The organism is Puniceibacterium antarcticum, assembly GCF_002760615.1.
Classification (GTDB): domain Bacteria; phylum Pseudomonadota; class Alphaproteobacteria; order Rhodobacterales; family Rhodobacteraceae; genus Puniceibacterium; species Puniceibacterium antarcticum.
Genome location: NZ_AWWI01000068.1, coordinates 1 through 22,707, shown reverse-complemented (window position 1 = coordinate 22,707; position 22,707 = coordinate 1). Strand labels below are relative to the sequence as shown.

The 22,707-nt window shown below is 52.5% G+C and carries 18 protein-coding genes and 4 pseudogenes; 18 read left to right on the top strand and 4 right to left on the bottom strand.

Translation table 11 applies throughout. The features are described 5' to 3' along the window. Nucleotides 1-144: 144 nt before the first annotated feature. Entirely contained in the window at nucleotides 145-921 is a 777-nt protein-coding gene (locus tag P775_RS11050) for an FCD domain-containing protein (RefSeq protein ID WP_099911065.1), read from the bottom strand. Between the two features lie 149 nt (nucleotides 922-1,070). Here P775_RS11050 and P775_RS11045 point away from each other — a divergent pair, with 149 nt between their 5' ends. From P775_RS11045 to P775_RS11010, 8 genes are all read left to right on the top strand, one after another. Then, the gene (locus tag P775_RS11045) at nucleotides 1,071-2,504 is read left to right on the top strand and encodes an FAD-linked oxidase C-terminal domain-containing protein (RefSeq protein ID WP_099911069.1); all 1,434 of its coding nucleotides are present in this window, start codon (nucleotides 1,071-1,073) and stop codon (nucleotides 2,502-2,504) included. A 63-nt stretch (nucleotides 2,505-2,567) separates the two neighbouring features. Next, on the top strand, nucleotides 2,568-3,710 hold the full coding sequence (locus tag P775_RS11040) for an FAD-binding protein (RefSeq protein ID WP_099911068.1): 1,143 nt from the start codon (nucleotides 2,568-2,570) through the stop codon (nucleotides 3,708-3,710). Further along, nucleotides 3,710-5,065 carry a glycolate oxidase subunit GlcF gene (gene glcF / locus P775_RS11035; RefSeq protein WP_099911064.1) on the top strand — a complete coding sequence of 452 codons (1,356 nt, stop codon included), beginning with the start codon at nucleotides 3,710-3,712 and terminating at the stop codon, nucleotides 5,063-5,065. The genes P775_RS11040 and glcF overlap by 1 nt, the downstream gene beginning before the upstream one ends. A 687-nt stretch (nucleotides 5,066-5,752) precedes the next feature. Next, nucleotides 5,753-7,195, top strand: a complete 1,443-nt coding sequence (locus P775_RS11030; protein ID WP_099911063.1) for an NAD-dependent succinate-semialdehyde dehydrogenase — start codon at nucleotides 5,753-5,755, stop codon at nucleotides 7,193-7,195. 58 nt (nucleotides 7,196-7,253) lie between these two features. Further along, nucleotides 7,254-8,288, top strand: a complete 1,035-nt coding sequence (locus tag P775_RS11025) for a TRAP transporter substrate-binding protein (RefSeq protein ID WP_099911062.1) — start codon at nucleotides 7,254-7,256, stop codon at nucleotides 8,286-8,288. A 46-nt stretch (nucleotides 8,289-8,334) separates the two neighbouring features. Beyond that, nucleotides 8,335-8,877 carry a TRAP transporter small permease subunit gene (locus P775_RS11020; protein WP_099911061.1) on the top strand — a complete coding sequence of 181 codons (543 nt, stop codon included), beginning with the start codon at nucleotides 8,335-8,337 and terminating at the stop codon, nucleotides 8,875-8,877. A gap of 30 nt (nucleotides 8,878-8,907) precedes the next feature. Then, on the top strand, nucleotides 8,908-10,215 hold the full coding sequence (locus tag P775_RS11015) for a TRAP transporter large permease (protein WP_099911060.1): 1,308 nt from the start codon (nucleotides 8,908-8,910) through the stop codon (nucleotides 10,213-10,215). Between the two features lie 10 nt (nucleotides 10,216-10,225). Further along, nucleotides 10,226-11,842 (top strand): GMC family oxidoreductase, encoded by a 1,617-nt coding sequence (locus P775_RS11010; RefSeq protein WP_099911059.1) that lies wholly within the window; start codon nucleotides 10,226-10,228, stop codon nucleotides 11,840-11,842. Between the two features lie 45 nt (nucleotides 11,843-11,887). Here P775_RS11010 and P775_RS11005 read toward each other — a convergent pair whose 3' ends face one another. Next, on the bottom strand, nucleotides 11,888-12,766 hold the full coding sequence (locus P775_RS11005) for a LysR substrate-binding domain-containing protein (protein ID WP_099911058.1): 879 nt from the start codon (nucleotides 12,764-12,766) through the stop codon (nucleotides 11,888-11,890). A gap of 139 nt (nucleotides 12,767-12,905) precedes the next feature. Here P775_RS11005 and P775_RS11000 point away from each other — a divergent pair, with 139 nt between their 5' ends. From P775_RS11000 to P775_RS28905, 9 genes and pseudogenes are all read left to right on the top strand, one after another. Then, on the top strand, nucleotides 12,906-14,513 hold the full coding sequence (locus P775_RS11000; protein WP_099911057.1) for an FAD-binding oxidoreductase: 1,608 nt from the start codon (nucleotides 12,906-12,908) through the stop codon (nucleotides 14,511-14,513). Next, nucleotides 14,510-15,727, top strand: coding sequence for a CaiB/BaiF CoA transferase family protein (locus P775_RS10995; RefSeq protein WP_037275504.1), 1,218 nt, complete (start codon nucleotides 14,510-14,512; stop codon nucleotides 15,725-15,727). The genes P775_RS11000 and P775_RS10995 overlap by 4 nt, the downstream gene beginning before the upstream one ends. A gap of 264 nt (nucleotides 15,728-15,991) precedes the next feature. Beyond that, complete coding sequence (locus tag P775_RS10990) at nucleotides 15,992-16,978, top strand: Bug family tripartite tricarboxylate transporter substrate binding protein (protein ID WP_099911056.1); 987 nt, start codon at nucleotides 15,992-15,994, stop codon at nucleotides 16,976-16,978. A 92-nt stretch (nucleotides 16,979-17,070) separates the two neighbouring features. Next, entirely contained in the window at nucleotides 17,071-17,622 is a 552-nt protein-coding gene (locus tag P775_RS10985; RefSeq protein ID WP_099911055.1) for a tripartite tricarboxylate transporter TctB family protein, read from the top strand. Further along, a complete protein-coding gene (locus tag P775_RS10980) occupies nucleotides 17,619-19,160 on the top strand; it encodes a tripartite tricarboxylate transporter permease (RefSeq protein WP_245875641.1) in 1,542 nt (513 codons plus the stop codon). The genes P775_RS10985 and P775_RS10980 overlap by 4 nt, the downstream gene beginning before the upstream one ends. Before the next feature lie 38 nt (nucleotides 19,161-19,198). After that, nucleotides 19,199-19,768: a gamma carbonic anhydrase family protein gene (locus tag P775_RS10975; RefSeq protein WP_099911054.1), complete on the top strand. Its 570-nt coding sequence runs from the start codon at nucleotides 19,199-19,201 to the stop codon at nucleotides 19,766-19,768. Between the two features lie 161 nt (nucleotides 19,769-19,929). Further along, a complete protein-coding gene (locus P775_RS29415) occupies nucleotides 19,930-20,046 on the top strand; it encodes an IS1096 element passenger TnpR family protein (protein ID WP_099911053.1) in 117 nt (38 codons plus the stop codon). A 136-nt stretch (nucleotides 20,047-20,182) separates the two neighbouring features. Next, a pseudogene (locus P775_RS10965) lies at nucleotides 20,183-20,503 on the top strand (transposase); the annotation flags it as partial. 449 nt (nucleotides 20,504-20,952) lie between these two features. Then, a pseudogene (locus P775_RS28905) lies at nucleotides 20,953-21,606 on the top strand (IS110 family RNA-guided transposase); the annotation flags it as partial. Nucleotides 21,607-21,661: 55 nt separating this feature from the next. On the opposite strand, the gene P775_RS29820 reads toward P775_RS28905, so the two are convergent. Then, nucleotides 21,662-22,117 carry an SEC-C metal-binding domain-containing protein gene (locus P775_RS29820; protein ID WP_180287412.1) on the bottom strand — a complete coding sequence of 152 codons (456 nt, stop codon included), beginning with the start codon at nucleotides 22,115-22,117 and terminating at the stop codon, nucleotides 21,662-21,664. A 41-nt stretch (nucleotides 22,118-22,158) separates the two neighbouring features. Between P775_RS29820 and P775_RS10950 the strand changes: the two are divergent. Next, nucleotides 22,159-22,356, top strand: a pseudogene (locus P775_RS10950) (transposase); the annotation flags it as partial. Nucleotides 22,357-22,415: 59 nt separating this feature from the next. Here the strand turns inward: P775_RS10950 and P775_RS10945 are convergent. After that, nucleotides 22,416-22,652: pseudogene (locus P775_RS10945) on the bottom strand (integrase core domain-containing protein); the annotation flags it as partial. Between the last annotated feature and the right edge of the window lie 55 nt (nucleotides 22,653-22,707).

Below are 22,707 nucleotides of genomic sequence, written 5' to 3'. Positions count from 1 at the left end.
ACCCATGTTTTTGAGCATATCATTTTTACGTCCGATAACGCAAGGTTATTGGACATAGAGCAGGGCGGTAAGAAGCGGCGCTTGGGGCGTTATCTAATGGAGACAAGCGCCGCGCGATTGAGCAGTATCTGCAGCCTGCAGATGTTATTGCTTCTGGGCAGGAAGACTAATGCCGCCGCCGTTGAGGCGGCGAAGGGACAAGTTTAGTTCTGTCTGGGCGGCTTGGATTTTATTTGAGGCTTGTCGGATATAAGCTAGATGTTCATGCGCGGCATGCTGGGCAGTCTCCGGATCTCTACGCAAGATCGCCTCCCCAATCGCATGGTGTTGGTTGCGCAGCACTTCTCGCATCTCAGGAATATTAAACATATGGCTGCGATTCTGGATTACGTCGCTTTTCAGGTTGCTCGACAGCGCTCGCATAATTTGCAACAGCACCTTATTATGACTGGCCTCGTAGATAACTAAATGTAGGGCGATGTCCGCCTCATCTTCTTGGGCTGGTTCGTTCGCAGCGTCAATCTGGCGCAGACAGTCTCTGATACGACCATGGTCAACGTGATTGGCACGCTTGGCTGCCATTGCAGCCGCGTGACTCTCAACGACACCACGGAATTCCAGATAGTCGTCTCCAATTTCTGGATGTTTGGCGAACAACGTGATCAGCGGATCCGTGAACGCTGTCGCCCCTAAGGTGGCGACACGCATTCCGCGCCCTCTGGCTCCAACAAGCAACCCACGTTCTTTTAAAATCATTAGCCCATCACGCAGCGTGGGCCGTGAAACATCCAATTGTGTAGCCAGCTCTCGTTCAGCCAACAGCGGCTCATCCGGGCGAAGAGAGCCTTCCATGATCAGTGCTTCAATATGACGTGCTACCCTCTCGGCCGCCGATTCAGCTTTTATCGGATATTCTGACATCTTTGGGCGCCTGAGTATTGGTTGATTTCTACAAAAATTAGATCAGATGTAACTCTATTGGTCAATAAATAAAAAAGTTTGACATCAGCGGTCAAAACATCTTACCAATAATCAGTTGCTCACGTAAGAAGGGAATGTTTGTGTCCAGCATAGCAATGCCCCCACCAGACGCCAAAATTATCGCTCGGAAAGCCGTGATCGTCGATCGCTTGCAAGCGGTTCTGACCCGTGGCGCAGTGATCCATGCGGAAAGCGAAACTCGCGCCTATGAGTGTGATGGGTTATCAGCTTATCGCTGCCCTCCATTATGTGTGGTGCTCCCGACTTCTACCACCGAAGTCGCGGCGATCCTTAGAGTCTGTTACGAAATGGGCGTGCCTGTGGTGCCTCGCGGCGCGGGAACATCGCTTGCCGGGGGGGCAATGCCTACGGCGGATGCGGTTATCCTTGGCGTGGCGCGGATGAATAACGTGCTGGAAACAAGTTACGAAGACCGAATTATTCGGGTGCAAACCGGGCGTACAAATCTAAGCATTACAGGAGCGGTGGAGGCCGACGGGTTCTTTTACGCACCAGATCCCTCTAGCCAGCTTGCCTGTGCTATTGCGGGCAATATCGCGATGAATTCCGGAGGGGCTCATTGTCTGAAATACGGTGTGACGACGAATAACCTGCTAGGCGTGACTATTGTGTTGATGGACGGCAGTGTTATCGAAATCGGTGGTGGCCATCTGGACGCAGGCGGTTTGGACCTGTTGGGCGTGATCTGCGGCTCTGAGGGGCAACTGGGCGTTGTGACCGAAGCAACTCTGCGCATTCTGCACAAACCCGAAGGGGCGCGACCTGTGCTGATGGGCTTTGACAGTTCCGAAGTGGCGGGTGCCTGCGTCTCTGACATCATTAAGGCTGGAGTTCTGCCTGTCGCCATAGAGTTTATGGACCGCCCTTGCATCGAAGTTTGCGAGGCTTTCGCTAAAGCCGGATACCCGATGTGTGAGGCGCTGTTAATCGTCGAGGTCGAAGGCTCCAACCTTGAAATCGACGAACAGCTTGATCTGATCAAAGCAATTGCGCGCACCCATAATCCCGTTGAGCTGCGTGAAGCCAAGTCAGCGGATGAAGCCGCTCGCATCTGGCTGGGGCGCAAATCGGCCTTTGGCGCGATGGGGCAGATCAATGATTATATGTGCCTGGACGGCACGATCCCTGTGTCTGAATTGCCTTATGTTTTGCGCCGCATCGGAGAGTTATCCAAGCAATACGGTCTTGATGTGGGAAACGTTTTCCACGCAGGCGATGGCAATATGCACCCGCTGATCTTGTATAACGCTAATATCCCCGGCCAGTTGGAGACTTGCGAGGCGTTGGGCGCCGAGATCTTGAAGCTTTGCGTTGAGGTGGGCGGGTGTCTGACGGGCGAACACGGTGTTGGTGTCGAAAAACGTGACCTGATGCTAGTGCAATATACGCCTTCCGATCTTGAGGCTCAGATGGCCGTGAAGGATGTATTTGATCCTGCGTGGCTACTAAACCCTGCAAAAGTATTTCCTCTCAAGTCCAGTGAAAAACGCCGCACCGCATAGGGGGCTTTGTTCCTCTTGACCTTTATGGTCGAATTTACACCAGAGCTTATAGGCTGAATGAAGATGAACAGGTTGCAAACAGAAGACGCCATTGCGGCAGCCATCAAAGATGCGAGCGGCCCCTTGCGTATTTTGGGCGGCGGCACCCGGCCTGTCGGGCGGCCCGTAACGGCTGAGGCGCTTTCTGTTGCGGGATTATCGGGAATCACGCTGTATGAGCCCGGTGCATTAACGCTCGTCGCCAAGGCGGGCACTCCACTGGCCGAGATCGAGGACGCTTTGACCGTAGCAAACCAGCGGCTTGCCTTTGAGCCGCAGGACTTTCGGGCTGTGCTTGGAACCACCGGGACGCCGACTATCGGCGGCATCGTTGCTGGAAACGTCTCCGGCCCGCGTCGTATTGCTGTGGGAGCTTGCCGCGATTTCCTGCTGGGTGTGCGTTTTGTCGATGGCAGCGGCCAGATCATCAAAAACGGTGGGCGTGTGATGAAAAACGTCACCGGCTATGATCTTGTAAAACTGATGTGTGGATCATACGGAACCTTAGGCGCGCTGACCGAGGTGTCCCTGAAAGTGCTACCCAACGTTGAAGCAGCGGCAACCTTACGGTTTGTAGATTTAGACATGCCAGAGTCAATTACATTGATGTCGAACGCGCTCGGCTCACCATTTGAGGTAACGGGCGCGGCGCGCTGCGGTACAGATACGTTGTTGCGCATAGAAGGTTTTACAGGGTCAGTCGCTTACAGAGCTGATATGCTGCAAAGCAGACTTAAGCTCTTTGGCTCGGCTGACCTGATAACAGACGCACAGACCCATGCAAAAATCTGGCTCAACATTCGCGATATGACCGAATTTGCGGAACATGATGCACTTTGGCGCGTATCCCTGCGGCCTAGCCATGCCGCTGCCTTTATTCAAATGATGCAACAGATGCATAGCTTTGATTATGCCCTTGACTGGGGTGGCGGGCTTGTCTGGGCCGCCGCGAAAACTGGCACCGGCGACCTTGAAGCCCTTCATACGGAGTTGCAGCACAACGCCAGCTTGATGAAGGGGCACTGCACCTTGATCAAGGGGTCGGACGCATTACGCACAACCTTGCCTGCATTCCAGCCCGAACATCCAAGCATCGCAGCCATAACTGCGGGATTACGCGCAAAGTTCGACCCACGTGGGATACTCAATCCAGGGATGATGACCTGATGCAAACGACATTTACGCCAAAACAGCTCAAAGACCCTGCTATCCAGCGCTCAAACGAAATTCTGCGGGCCTGTGTGCATTGCGGGTTTTGCACAGCCACTTGCCCCACCTACCTCCTACTTGGTGACGAATTAGATAGTCCCCGAGGCCGGATTTACCTGATCAAGGACATGCTGGAGAACGAGCGGGTGCCGGATGATAAGACCGTTGCACATATAGACCGCTGTCTGTCATGTCTGGCTTGTATGACGACGTGTCCATCGGGTGTTCATTACATGCATCTGGTTGACCACGCTCGCGCCTATATCGAAGATAATTATAAAAGGCCGTTATCAGATCGCGCGTTGCGTTGGGTCTTGGCGCGTATCCTGCCCTATCCTATGAGGTTCCGCGCGGCACTACTGGCGGCCAGGATCGGCAGGCCTTTTGGCCGCTTCATACCAGATGCCCGTATACGGGCCATGTTGGAAATGGCTCCTAAGCAAATTCCTCCCGTCAGTCGCAATGATGACCCGCAAACTTTTCTCGCTGTGCGGAAAAAAATGCGTGTTGCTTTGATGACGGGATGTGCGCAAAGAGCGCTGAATACCGATATCAATGACGCGACCATCCGCCTTCTAACCCGGCTGGGTGCCGAGGTCGTGGTGGCCGAAGGTGCTGGGTGCTGCGGCGCACTGACCCATCACATGGGTAAGGCAAGCGAAAGCCATGCCTCTGCCGCCAAGAACATCAAGGCCTGGGTGGACGAGATGGACAAGGGCCTAGATGCAATCGTCATCAACACGTCGGGCTGTGGGACTACTGTCAAGGATTACGGCCATATGTTCCGTAGTAACCCGGCCCTTGCCGCGGATGCTGCACGCGTGTCAGCCATCGCCAAGGATGTCAGCGAAGTGCTGATCGACTTGTTACCAGCGGATGCACCACAGATTGATCCAACGATCGCGATCTTCGAAGCCCCCGCCGCACAAATAAAAGTCGCCTATCACTCGGCCTGTTCGCTGCAACACGGCCAGCAAATCAAGACTTATCCTCAAGACTTGTTGAAACGTGCAGGTTTTGCTGTTCTGGAACCCACCGACAGCCATCTCTGCTGCGGATCGGCCGGTACTTATAACCTGATGCAGCCGGAGATTTCCAAACAACTGAAGTCCCGAAAAGTTAAAACCCTTGAGGCGCTCAGCCCCGATATCATCGCCGCTGGCAACATTGGCTGCATGATGCAAATAGGCAGTGCGACCTCGACACCTATTGTACATACCGTAGAACTGCTCGATTGGGCTACGGGAGGACCAAGGCCTCCTGCTCTAGAAGCGAGTGGTGAACCAACATCACGGGTGCCGATTCTGCGATGATTAATTGATGCGGTGGACGCCCCCAAACGGCATCAATGGCTAAAAACACAACTGCACCTGATCACATGTTCCGCAAGTTTGGGGTCTGTTCCGGGTGGGGGCGGAATCGTACACTCTCATGAGCGTTTTCAGGTTTCCTGACACTATTAAACTACCCGGCTGACACGGGTTCGTCAAAGATATAGCCTGTGCAGGCGCTGGAGACGGTGGCCGAACCGATGATTGTCATGCTCTCATCCGCGGATTGGTTACCGCCTGACCAAATTCGATACGGGTTACCTCTCTCTAAGAGCCTGATTTAAAACTAGTTGAGTAACTCCTATCAGCATAGGTAACATAAAGTTGCTCAAGGGCTAATATTTACTCGTTTGTCAGCTGCAAGAAGTAGTGAGAGCTTGCAAACTTAGTCAGCTTTTCGCTGTGATATGAAGTCATCAGTTAGTCTGAGTCCGACATTTTTAAAACCACCAGATAACCATTTAAAATTTATGAGTGGCGAAGATCGGACGAGGGCCATTTGAGACTGATGCTGTAATCGCCGAGCTGATTGGAAGTTGTATGGGAGAACACCTTTTAGACCAGTCCTATAGACCTACCATTCGATCAGATGGTCTAAGTTGGAGTGCAAAATATGCTTGAGAAAAACAAACTGTTGTTGAAGCAACCTCAATTGGAAATTTGTAAAATATGAGCTATTCAGACGTTCAGCTTTTTATTGGCGGCAAGTGGGGTCCGGGCGGCGAAGGTTTGGCCATGGATGTTTTGAATCCCGCTACCGAACAAATGATAGGTAAAGTAGCTGTCGCAACTAAAAGTGATTTGGATGCCGCTCTGGAATCCGCGCAGCTTGGGTTTGAGGAGTGGGGGGCTATGTCAGCTTATACCCGCTCGAATATATTGCGAAATGCCGCGATTATTCTGCGTGAACGCGCTGACATGATCGCCGGGATATTAACGCTAGAGCAAGGGAAACCATTGGCGCAGGCCAAGGCCGAAGTTCTAGCCGGTGCCGAATTCATAGAATGGAGCGCTGAAGAGGCGCGCCGGACATACGGGTTAGTTATTCCTGCGCGCAATGCCGAAGTGCTTCAGCTCACGTTACGCGAGCCAGTCGGGCCAGTAGCGGCATTTGCGCCGTGGAATTTTCCCATCAATCAATGTGTGCGCAAGCTGGCAGCGGGTTTGGCGGCGGGTTGTTCCTTTGTGCTGAAGGGGCCGGAAGATACGCCCGGCTCACCTGCTGAACTTGTGCGTGCCTTTGTTGACGCAGGCGTGCCGGGGAATACAATCAATTTGGTTTATGGCGATCCACCAATGATTTCTGGCCATCTGATACCGCATCGTGTGATCCGTAAAATCAGCTTTACAGGATCGACACAGGTCGGGCGGCAAATTGGGGCTATGGCTGCAAGCCATATGAAACGCATGACGCTGGAGCTCGGAGGCCACGCACCCGTTATTGTTGCTGAAGATGCCGATATCGAGGCTGCTGTGAAATTTATGGTGCTTCAAAAGTTCCGGAACGGCGGACAGGTCTGCACGTCGCCTACGCGCTTCCTGGTTCAACAGAAGGTCTTCGATCGTTTTGTTGAAAAGTTTGTCAAACAATGCGCAGAGTTGGTCGTTGGCGATGGGCTTGATCCCGCAACAGAAATGGGGCCGCTTATCAATCGCAAGCGGGTCGATTCAGTTTCCGAGTTGGTGGATGAGGCAGTGTCACTAGGCGCCAAGCTTTGCACAGGTGGAAATCGTATCGCCAACAAAGGGTTCTTCTATGCACCAACAGTTCTCACAAATGTCCCGATTGCTGCGCGTATTATGAATGAAGAACCGTTTGGTCCAGTTGCTTTGATCAATCCATTCAACACTCTGGATGAAGCGCTGGAGGAAGCAAACCGTCTTGAATTCGGGCTAGCATCGTATGCTTTCGCCGGAAGTGCCGCGACAGTTGCAAAGCTGGGCAAGGGGATTGCGGCCGGTATGGTGAGCATCAATCATCTAGGATTGGCTTTGCCCGAGGTTCCCTTTGGTGGGATCGGAGATTCCGGAGTGGGTACAGAAGGCGGAGCGGAGGCCGTCGCCCAGTTTTTGGCAACAAAATTTGTCACTCAACAAACGATCGGAGGATAGGATCTGACGCGTTGTGCGTCATATCAAAATAAGACTAAAATCAAACAGGGAGAGAAAAATGAAAACCAAGTTGAAATCATTAGCGCTGTCAGCCTTTGCAGCTGCGTTGACTTTTGGCCCCTTACAGGCGTCAGCAGCCGATGTTGAATGGCGCATGCAGACTTACGCGAGCACGGGGATGTCAGAATACAACTCGCTCGTCGTAAACTTCGCCAATCGGGTCGAGAAAGCCTCTGCTGGGCGTATGAAAATCCAGGTCTTTCCAGCAGGGCAAGTGGTTGCTTCGCCAGAAGTAACAGAGGCTGTGCGCGCTGGTGCGCTAGATCTCGGCAGCACTTTCTTACTCCATTACGCTGGTAAGGAACCTGCCTTGCAGGGGATTGACGAATGGCCCGCAGGTCTCTATGATCAGCAAGCCTTAGAATGGTTCTATTCCGGCGGCGGTAAAGAATTGCTTCGGCCAGTTGGTGAGCGGAACAACTTTTACTACCTAGGCGTTACGACACTGCTTGGCGAAAACATCTGGTCCAACAAGAAGATTGAGTCTCTTGAAGATTTTAAAGGTCTCAAAATTCGCACTGCAGGTTTGACCGCTGAATCCCTTTCCAAATTTGGCGCTTCTCCGGTTAGCATGGCATCTGAAGACATCTATACCGGCATGCAACGCGGAACGATTGATGCGTTCGAATTTGTATCCACACCAGTTCATTACGGCTTTGGTTGGCATGAAGTTACCAAATATGTCATTAACCCAAAATTCACGGTGGGCGGGGCTTCGGATTGGATTGTGAACCTGGATTCATGGAACGCATTGCCTGACGACCTGAAAGAGATTGTGGACAACTCTTTGCGGGCCGCAAGCGATGATTTCTTTGTGCAGTCACGTCTTGAAGAGGGCGAGATTGTGAAGAAGCTGGAGGAAGCGGGAGTTGAGTTTCTTACGTGGCCAGAGGGCGATATCGAAAAATTCGAGAAAGCCCGTTATGAAGTCGTTCGCGAAAAGTATTCGCCCAACTCAGAGGACTTTCGTGTGATCCAGCAGTCGCGCATGGATTTTTTGACCAAGCTTGGCTACGCTGTCGAAGCGCCCTGAAGCCTGAATATTATTGTCTGAACTAAGAAAAAGGGCCCGGGCAGTAATGCCCGTTCCCAACAATAAAAAAAAGGGAGGCGGGAGCGTGCAGAAATTACTTTCATTAGTGGATGGAACATCAAAATACCTGTCGTATTTGGCGGCACTTGCGCTGATCGCGGGGATGATAGCCGCATGTTACGAAGTTTTTGCGCGTTATGTACTGTCCCAACCTACGATATGGACGGGAGAACTTGTGCAGATCTTGTTCGGCTCCATTTTTCTACTATGTGCGGCTGACAACCTGCGCACGGGTGGACATGTTGCCATCGACTTTATCAACAGCCTTTTATCGCGCCGGATGAATTTGATCCTTGCCGGAACTGTTAGTCTGGTTATCTGCATATACTCGGCTATCTTTCTTAAAGTTATTTGGAAGCGTGCCACTGACTCCGTTTTGATGTTGGAGACTTCGAACACGCCCTGGGATCCACCTGTATGGCCTTTGTCGTTTCTCTTGATCGTGGCGGTCGGAACGATGTTCTTGCAGGCGTTAGCGTCGTTTATCCGAACCACACAGGGTAACGATCCCTCTCTGCCACAAAAATAACTCTTATTAACTGAAAAGAAAAAACCAATTATGGACCCTGCGCTCCTTACCGTTCTGCTTTTCCTATCGATAATCATCGTGTTGTTTTTCAGCGTGCCAATTGCCTTTGGAGTTGGCATTGTCTCACTGGCTTTCGGCTATTTTGTCTGGGGTCCTGCTTCGATCTTTATTCTGGGCAGTCAAGTTTACTCGGGGATGCAGAATACCTCTTTGGTTTCATTGCCGTTCTTTATGTTCATGGCATCGATACTTGTTCGAAGTGGTATTGCCGACGACCTTTATAGCGCAATGTATTTGATAATCGGCAAAGTCCGAGGCGGGTTGGCAATCGGGACAATTTTCGTCTGCGCTGGAATCGGCTGCATGTCAGGCGTCAGCGCGGTTGGTGTGATTACTTCAACCAAGATAGCTTTGCCTGCGATGTTAAGCCGGAACTATGATGAGAAAATCGCGCTGGGTGTCATTATGGCTGGTGGGGCACTTGGCCAGCTTTTTCCTCCAAGCATTCTTGCAATCGTCTTTAGCGGGTTATCAGGCGTTTCAGTGGGTAAAATGTTTGCGGTAGGCTTATCGACCGGTGCCGTGATGGTATTCTTTCTCGTTGCCTATATAGTCGTTCGCTGCTGGTTGGATAAAAATCTGTGCCCTGCGGCTGATGACAGTATGATGGGACATATCGAACCAAAAGAACGTGTGCGTATCTATTTGCGGACTGTGCCATCCGTTTTGGTCGTTTTTGCAGTTTTGGGATCCTTGTTCGCAGGCATTGCCACACCGACAGAAGCGGCTGCGATCGGGGCCGCAGCAAGTATGATCATCGCATTGATTTTGGGCACCATCGATCTGAAGCGTATTTTTGAAGCGGCGGTCGAGGCCGCCAAGCAAACGACAATGGTGTTGTGGATTGCCCTCAATTCATTGCTTCTGGTCTCTGTTTATTCAGGTATTGGTGGTGATGAGGTTGTGCGTGCCTTGATAGATAGCTTGGGAGTTTCACCGGGGGTCGTGATTGGGGTTATGCTTGCCACAATCTTTGTATTGGGATTTTTCGTCGACCCTATCGGTATTCTGTTTTTGGTCATGCCGGTGTTTTTGCCCGTACTGACTGCGCTTGATGTTAATCTGGTTTGGATCGGTGCCCTCGTCATTCTGGTTTTGGAAACCGCGTATCTGACGCCACCATTCGGATATAACATATTTTTCCTGAAGTCAGTGGCACCGCCGTCCATTAGTTTGCGAACAATTTACGCCGCAGCGCCGGCTTTCGTTTTGATGCAACTGGTGACCGTCGCGGCGTGTTTTACGATGCCTGGAATTGTTCTTTGGATCATTAACTAGGAGACAACGAATGAAAGAAAGTGCAATTTACGATTATATAATCGTCGGCGCGGGCTCTTCCGGATGCGCTTTGGCGGAACGCCTAAGTCGAGATGCGACAGCACGTGTGGCGCTGATCGAAGCGGGAAAGAGTGATAAATCCTTGCTCATCAGGATGCCTGCCGGGGTACGACTGCTCTATAATGGCGCGGCCTATAACTGGAAATTCTCGACCACGGCCCAGCCTGAGCTTGAGGCACGCAAAATTTATATACCGCGTGGCAAGGTGATCGGAGGATCGTCTTCCATCAATTCTATGATTGCTATCAAGGGTGCCCGTAGCGATTACGAAAAATGGGCGGCTGTTTCCTCTCCTGAGTGGGGGCCCGAAAACATGTATCGGGTTTTGCGTGAAATCGAAGATTGTAGCGCTCTACCCCTAGTGAGCCGTAACGGGCGCGGACAGGATGGGCCAATAAAGCTATCGCGGCGATTGACCGGCCATACCTTGTCCGAGGCCTATATTGAGGCTTGTGAGCAAGCGGGCATTGGGCAAAACGATGAAGGGTTCAACGGCGAAAATCAGGCGGGTGCTGGTTACTTTGATGTGAACATCGCGTATGGCAAACGCCATGGCGCGTCAATGTTCCTTAAGAAAGCGAGTGGTCGGAGCAACTTGACCGTTCTGTCCGGATTGCCAGTACGGCGGGTCCACCTAGAGAATGGTGCAGCTTGTGGTGTTGTAGTTAAAAAAGGCTCTGATGAAGTACTGCTCCGTGCCGATAGCGAAGTAATCTTAAGCGCGGGGTCAATTGGCACACCGCAGCTTTTGATGTTGTCCGGAATTGGGCCTTCGACGCATTTGCGCGAAACGGGGATAACCCCCATCATTGATGCTCCTGAGGTTGGTCAGAACCTGCGTGACCATCTGGATTGTTCAATACGTTGGGCGACGCAGGGCGTTGACACTTATACCAAATATTTTCGACCCTACGAGGGCCTTTGCCACAGCGCCCTAGCCGGCGCGCAATATCTTCTCAAAGGTACGGGAAGTGCTGCGACACAAGGGATTGAGGCGGGTGCCTTTTGGGGGACCGATCGTCCTGACCAAGCTGAATTTCAAACTCATCTTGTCTTGGCGTTAAAGTGGCCGCCGAAAGGAGAACAACATCCAAAGAACGGTTTTGCTTTGCGTGTTTGCCAGCTCAACCCACAAAGTGTTGGCGAAATCAGGCTAGCCTCCGCCGATCCGAATGATGCTCCGTTTATCGATCCGCGGTTTTTGTCCCATTCGAAGGATCTTGATATGCTGGCTGATGGCGTTACCCGTATGGTGGATGTCGTCGAAAGTGGAGCCATGCGGACATATCTAGATAAGGCGATTGATAAAGATGCATTAAGCACCGATCCCGAGGTGGTGCGTCGCTGGATCAGAAAAACCGCGGAAACCGTCTATCACCCCGTTGGCACATGTCGCATGGGTAACGATGATAGCTCTGTGGTTGATAGCGCCCTGCGGGTACGCGGCGTAGAAAACCTGCGTGTCGTGGATGCGTCGATCATGCCAACAATCCTGAGCGGAAATACCAATCTGAGCTGCATGGCTATTGGTTTGATTGCTGGCGAGACAATTCAGGCCAGTAGTTAACAGGAAGCTCCCCGGATTTTGACCGCCTACAACAGGTAGGGCACTCTAAATCTCCTGTTGTAGCCAAGACATGAAGGTAGGGAATAACGGATGGGTTTCAGTCGCTTTCGGTCGGATTACCGAAAAGGGGCAAACGATTGCTTTGTTATCACTGAATGCATGGGCAAGGCGGTTTGACGAGAATTCACGGTCCAGAAGGGCTTCGATTCCGATAGCTATTCCAAGCCCGCTCATGGCTGCTTCGTACATCATCGACGCGTTTTCAAACCATTGACCACGCTTTGTATCAACATGAATGCCATTTGCATTTGACCATCTTTCCCAATCTTTGGGCCGGGTTTCGCAATGTAAAAGTGCATTTTGCCAATCGGCAACATCGCTGATCAACGTATTAGGCGGGAGATAATCCGGCCGACATACCGGAACCAAATTCGTCTCAAACAACCGCGACGAAATATATCTTTGATCCTCTAAACTATCTGAAAGTATTGCAAGGTCGATGCCCTTCTGTTCGAAATGAATCTCATGACTAAGAGTGGTGACAATCCGAAGTTGCGCGTCTGGATGAGATTGCAAATACCGTGACCAGCGGGGGACTAGCCAGCTAACGATGAAGCTGGGGTAGGCGCATATAACAAGGGGTCGATCGGCATTTTTTCCGACAAGATTATGTGTGGCCAAACTAATTTTATCAAAGACGTCGGCTAGACTATCAGCGTAAATCCGTCCTTCGCGGGTTAAGGATATCTGTCGGTGCATCCGGCGAAAAAGGCTGCACCCCAAATAATCCTCAAGCGATTTAATCGAACGACTCACCGCTGCGGGCGTCACACTCAGCTCATTAGCAGCGCTGACAAAACTTCCTGTTTGCGCTGCCATGACGAAAGTACGCAGTGCATTTAGTGGTGGTAATTTAGGATCCATCGACGCAACCTAAGGTAACAAAAACTCAGCCAAAGACTAAGAATAACTTAGTTGTAAGTCAATAAATTAAGTTAAATAGTAAATTCAGTACAGCATTAATTGACGAATTATATGTCAAAAAATCCTTAAGGGGACAGCTATGACCGAGAGACGTAGAAAATTCTATGCTTGGGGCTTTGAGGATCAAAGCGCCACACCCGAAGAGATGAAGCCGGTTCTGGATACTTGGCACCGTACCTTCGCGGTTGATGCATTCGACGTAAAGGCCGCACCAACGCTTGATACCATCGATATGCCAGAGAGCAGAATTGCCAATTTTCCAGAGGCAATCAAAGATATTTGCCGCACAGATCGGTATGAGCGTGCGTTGCATAGCTACGGTCGGTCATTTCTTGACAGCGCCAAGATGTTTCGCGGTGATTTCCGCAATGCCCCAGATGTGGTTGCTTATCCGCGTAATGAAGAGGATGTACGCGCGCTTATCGATTGGGCGGGTGACATTGGTGCGGCGGTTATTCCTTTTGGCGGCGGATCGAGTGTCGTCGGCGGTGTGAATCCTGAAATCAACGGAACCTATGCCGGTGTGGTGACCATCGACATGTGGTACTTGAACAAGATTTTGGAATTCGACCCAGTGTCGCGTTCTGCGCGTGTGCAGGCGGGGGTGTATGGACCCGACCTAGAAACACAGCTAAAAACCCATAACGTCACTTTGCGTCACTATCCCCAAAGCTTTGAGCTTTCGACTCTGGGCGGCTGGATCGCAACCAGGGCTGCCGGTCACTATGCGACACACGGCACCTACATCGACGATTATGTCGAAAATATCCGCATGGTTTCGCCAAGCGGCATCAGCGAAAGCCGCCGTTTGCCCGCCTCTGGCGCTGGTCCGTCACCCGACCGTTATGTGATGGGCACAGAAGGATCCGTTGGAATCATCACCGAAGCTTGGATCAGAGTCTTGTCCCGTATCAAGCACAAGGCAAGCAAGACAGTTACCTTCGCTGAATACGATCAGGGCGTCGAAGCTGTCCGTGCGATCTCACAATCTGGACTTTACCCAGCGAACTGCCGCCTCATCGATGCGCTTGAAGCTAAATTGACCGGAGCTTTCGATGGTAGCCGTCCCATCCTAGTCTTGGGATATGAAAGCTCACATTACCCGGTGGATCAGCTGATGGACTTAACTGTTGATCTGTGCCGAGAATTTGGGGGAACTCCAGTGGATGAGACAGAACAGGGACGCAACAGCGTGGCTGGTCAATGGCGCAATGCCTTCATTCGCGGCCCATATTATCGTGAGCATATGACTTCGCGCGGAATATGTCGTGAGACCTTTGAAACGGCTGTGTGCTGGAACAATTTCAAAGAACTGCACAGCTCGGTCATCGAGACAGTGAATGCAGCGATCAAGCGGGTGACCGGTCGGGCGGGCACCGTCACTTGTCGCTTTACCCACGTCTATCCCAATGGCCCCGCGCCGTACTTCACGTTCCATTGCCTTCCAGACCGTGAGCGAATGGGCGAGCAGTGTATGGAAATTAAAATCGCCGCCTATGATGCTGTGATGAAGGCAGGGGGCACGATCACCCACCACCATGCCGTTGGCAGACTGCACATGCCTTGGTATGAAAAACAGCGCCCGGCGCCAATCGGCGCTGCATTCACTGCGGCAAAGAAATCACTTGATCCCAAGTCAATTATGAACCCCGGGGTGATCATCTCTGAACAGAGGGGAAACCCATGACTTTGCCGCTTGACGGCCTGCGGGTTCTTGATCTCTCGCGCATTCTTGCAGGGCCAAGTTGCACGCAGACCTTGGGCGATTTGGGGGCGGATGTCGTCAAAATTGAAAGGCCAGGCATCGGTGATGACATTCGCGGATGGGGCCCACCCTTCCTGAAGGATCGGGATGGAAACGACACCCGCGAAAGTGCTTATTTCATGTCCACAAACCGTAACAAGCGGTCTTTGACAGTTGATATAGGATCAGACGATGGCCTTGAAATCATCCATGATCTTATCGATAAAAGCGATGTTCTGGTCGAGAATTTCAAGGTTGGTGATCTCAAGCGTCGTGGACTGGATTGGGGGTCGGTCCACGCACGCAACCCACGTCTTGTTTATTGCTCGATCACGGGTTTTGGACAGACTGGCCCCTATGCCGAGCGGCCCGGCTACGATTTCGTCGTTCAGGGCATGGGTGGCCTGATGAGCATTACCGGAGAGGCCGCGGGACAGCCTATGAAGGTAGGGGTGCCGATCTCGGACATCATGTCAGGGATGTATGCGGCAGTATCTATCTTGGCCGCGCTCCGTGAACGCGACCAAACCGGTGTCGGGCGGCACATTGACATTTCGTTGCTCGATTGTCAGGCTGCGTGGTTATACAATCAGGCGTCCAACTACCTTGTCGGTGGTGTTCATCCGGGGCGTTTGGGCAATGCCCATCCAAACATCGTTCCGTATGAGACCTTCGCCACCGCTGACGGCCACATAAATCTAGCCGTGGGTAACGATGGTCAGTACCGACGCCTTTGTCAGGCCATCGGACGGCCCAATCTGGCCGATGATCCGCGCTTTGTCACCAACACCCTTCGGCTAACCAATCGTGACGCCGCTTTGATCGAGATTCGTGCAGAATTGGCCAAAAAACCTTCAGCCCAATGGCTTACAGATTTGCAGGCGGCCGGGATACCTTGCGGACCGATCAACACCATCCCCGAAGTGTTCGACGACCCCCACATCCAGGCGCGGGGTATAGTTCAAGAGATTAACCACAGCGCTGCGCCAAATGTGAAAGCAAAGGTAATGCGCACACCGATCCGCATGGAAGGCCATGAGTTTGGTGTTCGCCTGCCGCCGCCAATGCTGGGCGAGCATACGGACGAAATCCTGTCCAAAATGCTTAACTATGACCCCAAAAAAATTACAGATCTGCGTGAGAAAGGCACTATATGAGTGGCGCTGCTGTACCTCTTCCCGGACGCTTTGGGATACTTTGATCGATCGCTTTAATTGTTGGGTTTGGTGATGCAAGATCGCAAAACTCGATTCCGATTGACAACGATCAACGCAGCAAAATTTGGTTGCATCTGCAGGGATTACTCGTGCGCAGTTGAAAAAAACAAGTTCACAACTGTCTCCAAAGCCCTTTTAGATGAAATCGTTGACGCGTTCTAAGATAAATCCAGCCTGACGCTGGACCAAATGGGAGGAAAGTTGATGAGGTTAAAATTTGAACTGACTGTGGGCACAACGCTCTTAGCGAGCGTCCTTGCTCTGTCAACCGCAACGACGGCACTGGCCGAATATCCGGACCGCGCGATTCAGGCCATTGTGCCTTGGGGTGCTGGCGGCGGTGCAGATGGTATTGTTCGCAAGATCATGAGCATTGCAGAACGCGAATTACCCGTCTCTATCTTTGTAGAAAATCTGGATGGCGGCGTTACCTCAATCGGCATAAACCGCCTGATGAATTCACAGGCGGATGGTTATACTGTCGGCGCACTAACATATGACAGCGTCGTGACTGTGCCTTGGGAAGGTATGCTGCCCGGCTACAGTCTCGACAAGCTTGATATGATCGCCTTGGTGACGACTGAACCCAACGCGATCATCGTTGGCGGCAAAACCAATTATACGTCATACGACGACCTTATCACTGCCGCAAAAGAGGCAGAAGGAAAGATCAACGTTGGCATCATGGGCCTTGGATCGATGACTCACCTGACGCTTCTACAGCTTCAGGAATCGACCGGCACCCGTTTTCGGATCATCGCATATCCCGACGGTAGCCCGGGGCAGAAGGAAGGCATTTTGTCGGGAGAAGTTGACGCTGCCGTCACCAGCCTTGGCGATTTCGCGCCACTCTTAACGTCTGGCGATGCGCGCGGTCTGGTCGAGTTCAGTGCTTCCGAAAACCCAGGTTTTCCGGATGTGCCCACTAGTGAGGAAGTCGGACTGGATCTTCAGACCGGCAGCTTTTTGTTGTTCGCTGTGCCTACCGGTACACCTGACGAAGCCAAGCAGGTTTTGGGAAAAGCAATTGAAACGGCTTGGAATAGCGATGAGTTTCAGGACTGGGCCCGGAAAGTCGGTGTGACGGCTACGTGGATGGGCAGTGACGCTGTCACGGGATTTGCCATGGATTTCCAAGCCGATGTTTTTAAAACCCTTAAGGAGCTTACCGATCAGGGCATTCTTGAATAGGGCTGGCAAAAAAATCCGTAAACTATCCTAACCTTCGCCTCCGGCGCGTCGGCTGATCGACGCGCCAGAGTACAGCTATAAGGAGAATTACGATGCATACGAATCCTCCGCGCTTCCAATTCGGCGAGTTGATCCTTCCTCTCATTTTCTTCATCGCTACGACAGTTTACCTTTCCGATGCGCTACAAAACGGAGCAATTTTTCGTTTCGGGTTGCCAAGCGCGGGCTTCATGCCAATAGTCCTGAGTGTTGCAATGTATCTTGCTCTCTTGGCGGTGCTCATCGGACAATTGGGCCACCATCGAGCTAGAAATGACGCGGCATTGCACTCCCCCAAAACTGCCGAAGAGTTAACCGATCTCGAGGGCCTCGCTCCGTCTTTGAGTTTGGGCGCGCACGTCGCTATGGTCGCCGTGATCGCGATTTCTTTCCTCTATGTTCTGGCTTTCAGGCAGCTCGGTTTCGTACTGTCCACATTCCTGTACTCTTTGGGGCTGCAGGCGGCATTCCAGTTCGGCTGGTCGAGGGGCGTTTTTGGAATCGTTCTAAATCTTGTCGTCGCAGCGAGCATCTGTCTGATCGTCTACTTGTTCTTTGCCGTACTTTTCGGCATCCAACTTCCAAGAATTGGATTGCTAAAATGATCGAGCAGTTCCTGCACGTCCTTGGCGGTTTTCAGACAATAGCGGAGCCTGCGGTGTTCGGCTACCTGGTGGGTGGGTTCCTGATAGGAACAATCTTTGCTGCGATCCCGGGCCTGACCGGCACACTGGCGATCGCGCTGATCCTGCCGCTCACCTATTCAATGGACGTGACATCATCCCTTGTAATGTGCGCCGCGATCTTCATGGGTGGCCAGTACGGCGGCAGTATCACTGCAATTACAGTGAACATACCCGGTGCGCCCTGCGCCATCATGACGGCCTATGAGGGCAATATCTTGATGCGCCGTGGCGAAGGTGCGGTTGCGCTTCGCAGCGCCGCACTAGCGTCTATGGTGGGTGGTGTGATCGGTGCTATATTGCTGATGACGCTGGCGCCCGTGATTGCACAGGCCGCGCTTTATGTGCAAACACCAGGAAAGTTTTCGCTCATCTTGTTTGCCTTTTTCGTGATCATCATCTCGAATGAACGGTCAATTTCGAAAGGGATCGTGGCAACTTTGGTGGGCCTTATGGTGGCTACCATCGGTATTGATGTAGCAAGTTCGAAAGTGCGGCAAACCTTTGGATTTCCCGCCCTGATCGAAGGGATCGACCTGATGGCTGTGATCATCGGCGCCTTTGCTATAAGCGAGCTGTTCGTGCAGGTTACGGGTAGCTCAATGGAAGGTAGCGGCGCCACGAATAGCCCCTCCAAAAAGGTCAAGTGGAGTTGGCGTCACTTCCTTCCACGCTGGGCAGACTACCACATGATCGGAACCTACCGTTACTTCAAGTTCGCAGTGATCGGCTACTTTGTCGGGGTACTACCCGGCGCAGGCGGCAGTAGTGCAGCGTTCGTCTCCTATGCCGAGGCTAAACGCAGCTCTTTGCGACCCGAGGAATATAACAATGGCTCGATCGAAGGCATCGCAGCTGCGGAAACCGCGAACAATGCAATGTGTGGTGGTTCGTTGGTACCGATGCTGACCTTTGGTATTCCGGGCGATACAACTTCCGCCGTTATTCTGGGAGTGCTGATCATAAATGGACTGCAACCAGGGCCGCAATTGATGACGGACCAATTTGCCATCGTGACTCCGATGATGGCGGCACTCTTGGTCTCGGCGCTTTTGATTCCAATTACACTTTTGTTTCTTGGCCCTTGGTACATGCGCCTAGTTTCGATAAATAAGGCGGTGCTGTTCTCGACCATCGCAGTTATTGCGATGGTCGGTGCATATGTCTCGACCTTTTCCGTATTTCAAATGGGGGCCGCGCTTGTCGTCGGGATCGGTGCCTATTTCATGCAACGCGGTGGCTATCCCATGGTCTCCTTCCTGCTCGGCTTTATTCTCGGACCAGACCTTGAGGTCTATATGAGGCGAAGTCTGGCTATCACAGACGGAAGTCCATCTATTTTCTTCACCAGTCCGGATAGCCTGTTCTTTCTCGGGCTGATTGCGGTGTTCTTCTACTTCATGGTTATGCGCCCCTGGGTGTCATCAAAGCGAAAACGTCATCAGAAAAACTCAGTTTGAGTCCATGGGCGATCCGGTACAGCGTAGGAGATGCAACAATGACCACACATTTATTCACTTTGGACAACATCGGCCCGCGTGGCCCCACCACGGGCGAAGCCTTCGTCGCGCCCACGGCTGTGCTAATCGGCGATGTGCAGATCGAGGCCGACGTTAGCATCTGGTTTGGTGCCATCCTGCGCGCCGACGATGCCACTATCTATTTGGGCACAGGGTCGAATGTTCAGGACAACTGCGTGCTGCATGTCGATCCCGGCTTCCCCATCCATATTGGTGTCAACTGCACCATCGGGCATCGCGCGATGATCCACGGCTGCACCATCGGTGACGGCACGTTGATAGGCATGGGCGCGACCATCCTCAATGGTGCCAAGATTGGCAAAAACTGCCTAATTGGCGCAGGCGCGCTGGTCACCGAAGGCAAAGAGATCCCCGACAACACTCTGGTCGTTGGAAGCCCTGGCCGCGCGGTTCGTAAGATCGATGCAGATGGTGTGGCTGATTTGGAAAAAGCTGCGGAACTTTATCGTCTCCGCTGGCGCCGCTTTGCTGGGGGGCTCCAATCCGCCACCCTGCCCGTCGGCATCACCACCTTGAAAGGTCTTTGATCTGGTTGCGAGGCTTGATCGGTCGCGCTGGCAGCAATCTTTTCCTCGACGGCAGCAATCTGCGCCTGGGTCTCGGCGATGGCGATGCTGCGGTATTCATAGAGAGTACAGCAAAGTGCGGGGCCGGTGCCGCGTGCGGCTATTGATGGCACGTTCAGGATATGGACACTGTCTGTAATATTGTTCAGCTGAAGGTTCGGCTTTTGGGGATCAGTCCGATGATCTGGCGTCGTGTGATGGTCCCGACAACAATTACCTTACGCGAGTTGCAGGGGTAGTGTGTGGATGTATATGGACCCCGCCTAATTGCAACGGTCTGTTTGGTTCTGGTTTCGAGGTCGCGATTGCTGATGTATATCCGGCTTCTTTGGGCGGCCCGATATATCGTAGCCGCGAGCCCCGATGGATTTCCGCAAATATCCCAAGGCGGCGCTGTGCCTGCAAAAAGATCGCGAAGAACTCATGGCATTCTTCGACTTCCCCGCCCAACATTGGCAGAGTATCCGCACCAGCAACCCAATTGAATCCGCATTCGCCACGATACGGCATCGAACCAAGCGCTCAAAGGGCTGCCTGTCGCACGATGGTATGCTGCACATGATATTCAAGCTGGGGCAATGCGCTGAGCAAAACTGGCGGAAGCTACGCGGCTTTGATTACCTGGCCAAAGTCATCACAGGCGTCGCATTCAAAGACGGAGTTGAAACCACCGAACAAGGCCAGATCGCCGCATGACCCACAAGCCTCAAACACCAGATTTGACAATAACTCCGCAACAGCTTGTTCGATTGAACATGACTGTTGGTAATATGGCCGAAGCGGAACGTCTCATCAGGAGAACAGCAGCAACCACTAGAAAGACGAAGCAACACTTTCAAGTTAGTCATCTTGGACAAATGCTGAATGAGGCCAGAATCCTAGAAAAAGTGCGCGCGGATGCGACACACAGATCAAGACAACCCGATAGATGTCCAGGACGCTTCAGTCCGACTAGTGGAATGGGACTTGGTCTGCGGAACCCATCAGGGCCAGCGGTCAAATGTGCCGCGCAAACAGGCCGGACACAGGACTGCTTCTGATAAACGCGCCAATACAAAATATGTCTTGCAAAGCAGGAGCAATGGTATGGACCCCGTCGCCCCCAAATAGGGTAACCTCGGATAAGAAACAGGAGGATACGTACCATGCAAATTAGTAGGATCGGCCTCGATTTGGCCAAGTATGTTTTTCAAGTTCACGGTGTCGATGCTCAGGATGAGATCGTTCTGAGGAAGACATTGCGACGGGATGGCGTTGCACAATTCTTCGCCGAACTTGAACCTTGTATCGTCGGAATGGAAGCCTGTTGTGGTTCACACTATTGGGCACGGGTTCTGACGGACTTGGGGCATGAGGTGCGGCTGATCTCACCACAGTTCGTGAAACCTTATGTGAAATCGAACAAGAATGATCGCAACGATGCAGAGGCCATTTGTGAGGCTGTCGGTCGCCCATCGATGCGCTTTGTGCCACCAAAGTCTCCTGAACAGTTGGAAATACAGGCGGTCCATCGTATCCGGCAGCGCGTCGTCGCAAGTCGAACACGGTTGGTGAACCAGGTTCGCGGTTTGCTCGGAGAGCATGGGGTTGTGGTGGCTCGTGATATTACCCGCATCCGGCGGGCGCTAGGTGAGATCGCTGACAGCAACGATAGCGGCTTTGGGGATATCTTCATTGATATGTTGCGCGACATGCGCGACGAGTTAGGTGAACTGGATATACGGCTCGCTGGTTACAATCGTAGGATTAAAAACCTCTTCCGTTCGAACGAGATGTGCCAACGCATTGGTCGAATTGAAGGTGTTGGGCCATCGAAAACCTTTCAGGCGTCAAGAGTGGCTCCGCACCCTGCCATCACACCTTGTTCGGATTTAGCCATAGCGCCAAATCAGGACCAGAAGAGATCAGACAGCACTTCTTGTATTTTTTTCCCGAACCGCAAGGGCAGAAATCGTTGCGGCCCGGCCGCCCTGCCCCGCTCGGCGGACCCGGCATGTTCGCGGCAAACGGGAAAGAAATGGATGGTCTCTCCGGCGGCAAGGATTTGGTGAAGCGGTTCAGCTCAAGCACCAAGTCTGGGATCAGATCAGGAGCTTCTTCCGTAAGACGCGCCTGGCGGTCGGCATCGAGACTGCCATCCTCTGACCCTATCAGTGGAATCTCCAGGAGCAAAGAGAAGGCCGCCACCGCGTCTTGGTCACCGCTCTCCATGATCCGCTGCCAGCTTGCCGGACTCAGGCTGACGGCTCGAACGAACCCCTCGACCCAGTCCCCGAATATAATCTGGCCGGTTTTGAGGTCTTCATTCATCACTGGGCCATACGCGTCAGGTGGGGTCAGCAGTCGCACCACGTGACTTTGCAGCCTGGTTGGGTCTGGTGCCCAAGCAACATTCATCTGGAGGCAAGGAACGTTTGGGGCGGATGACCAAGGCTGGCCAAGCCGATATCCGACGCCTGCTGATCATTGGGGCAATGTCGCGGCTGGGTTGGCTTGGACGGCGCGCAATTACGGAGGGCAGCTGGCTGTCACGGATGCTGGCGCGTAAGAGGTGGTCCTGGATTTTCGACCAGTATGCAGCCTTGTTAAGATGGATCAGGATTTCATTTCAGGCCGCTAATCTCATTGGTTCTGTCTTGCTGTCATATGCCTCGTCAGGGGTCAAGATTCCGTGCGTGGAGTGCGGGCGTTCGCCGTTGTAATAGGCCAGCCACTTTCTGATACCAGCCTTTGTCTCTGAACCACTTTCGAAGGCATGCAGGTAGACGCATTCATACTTCAATGACCGCCACAGCCGTTCGATCATGCGATTATCGCGCCATGCGCCTTTGCCATCCATTGTCACTGTTCCCTAATTGATCAGAATCGTGCCTGAAATTGTCCCGTGAAATCAATGGCGG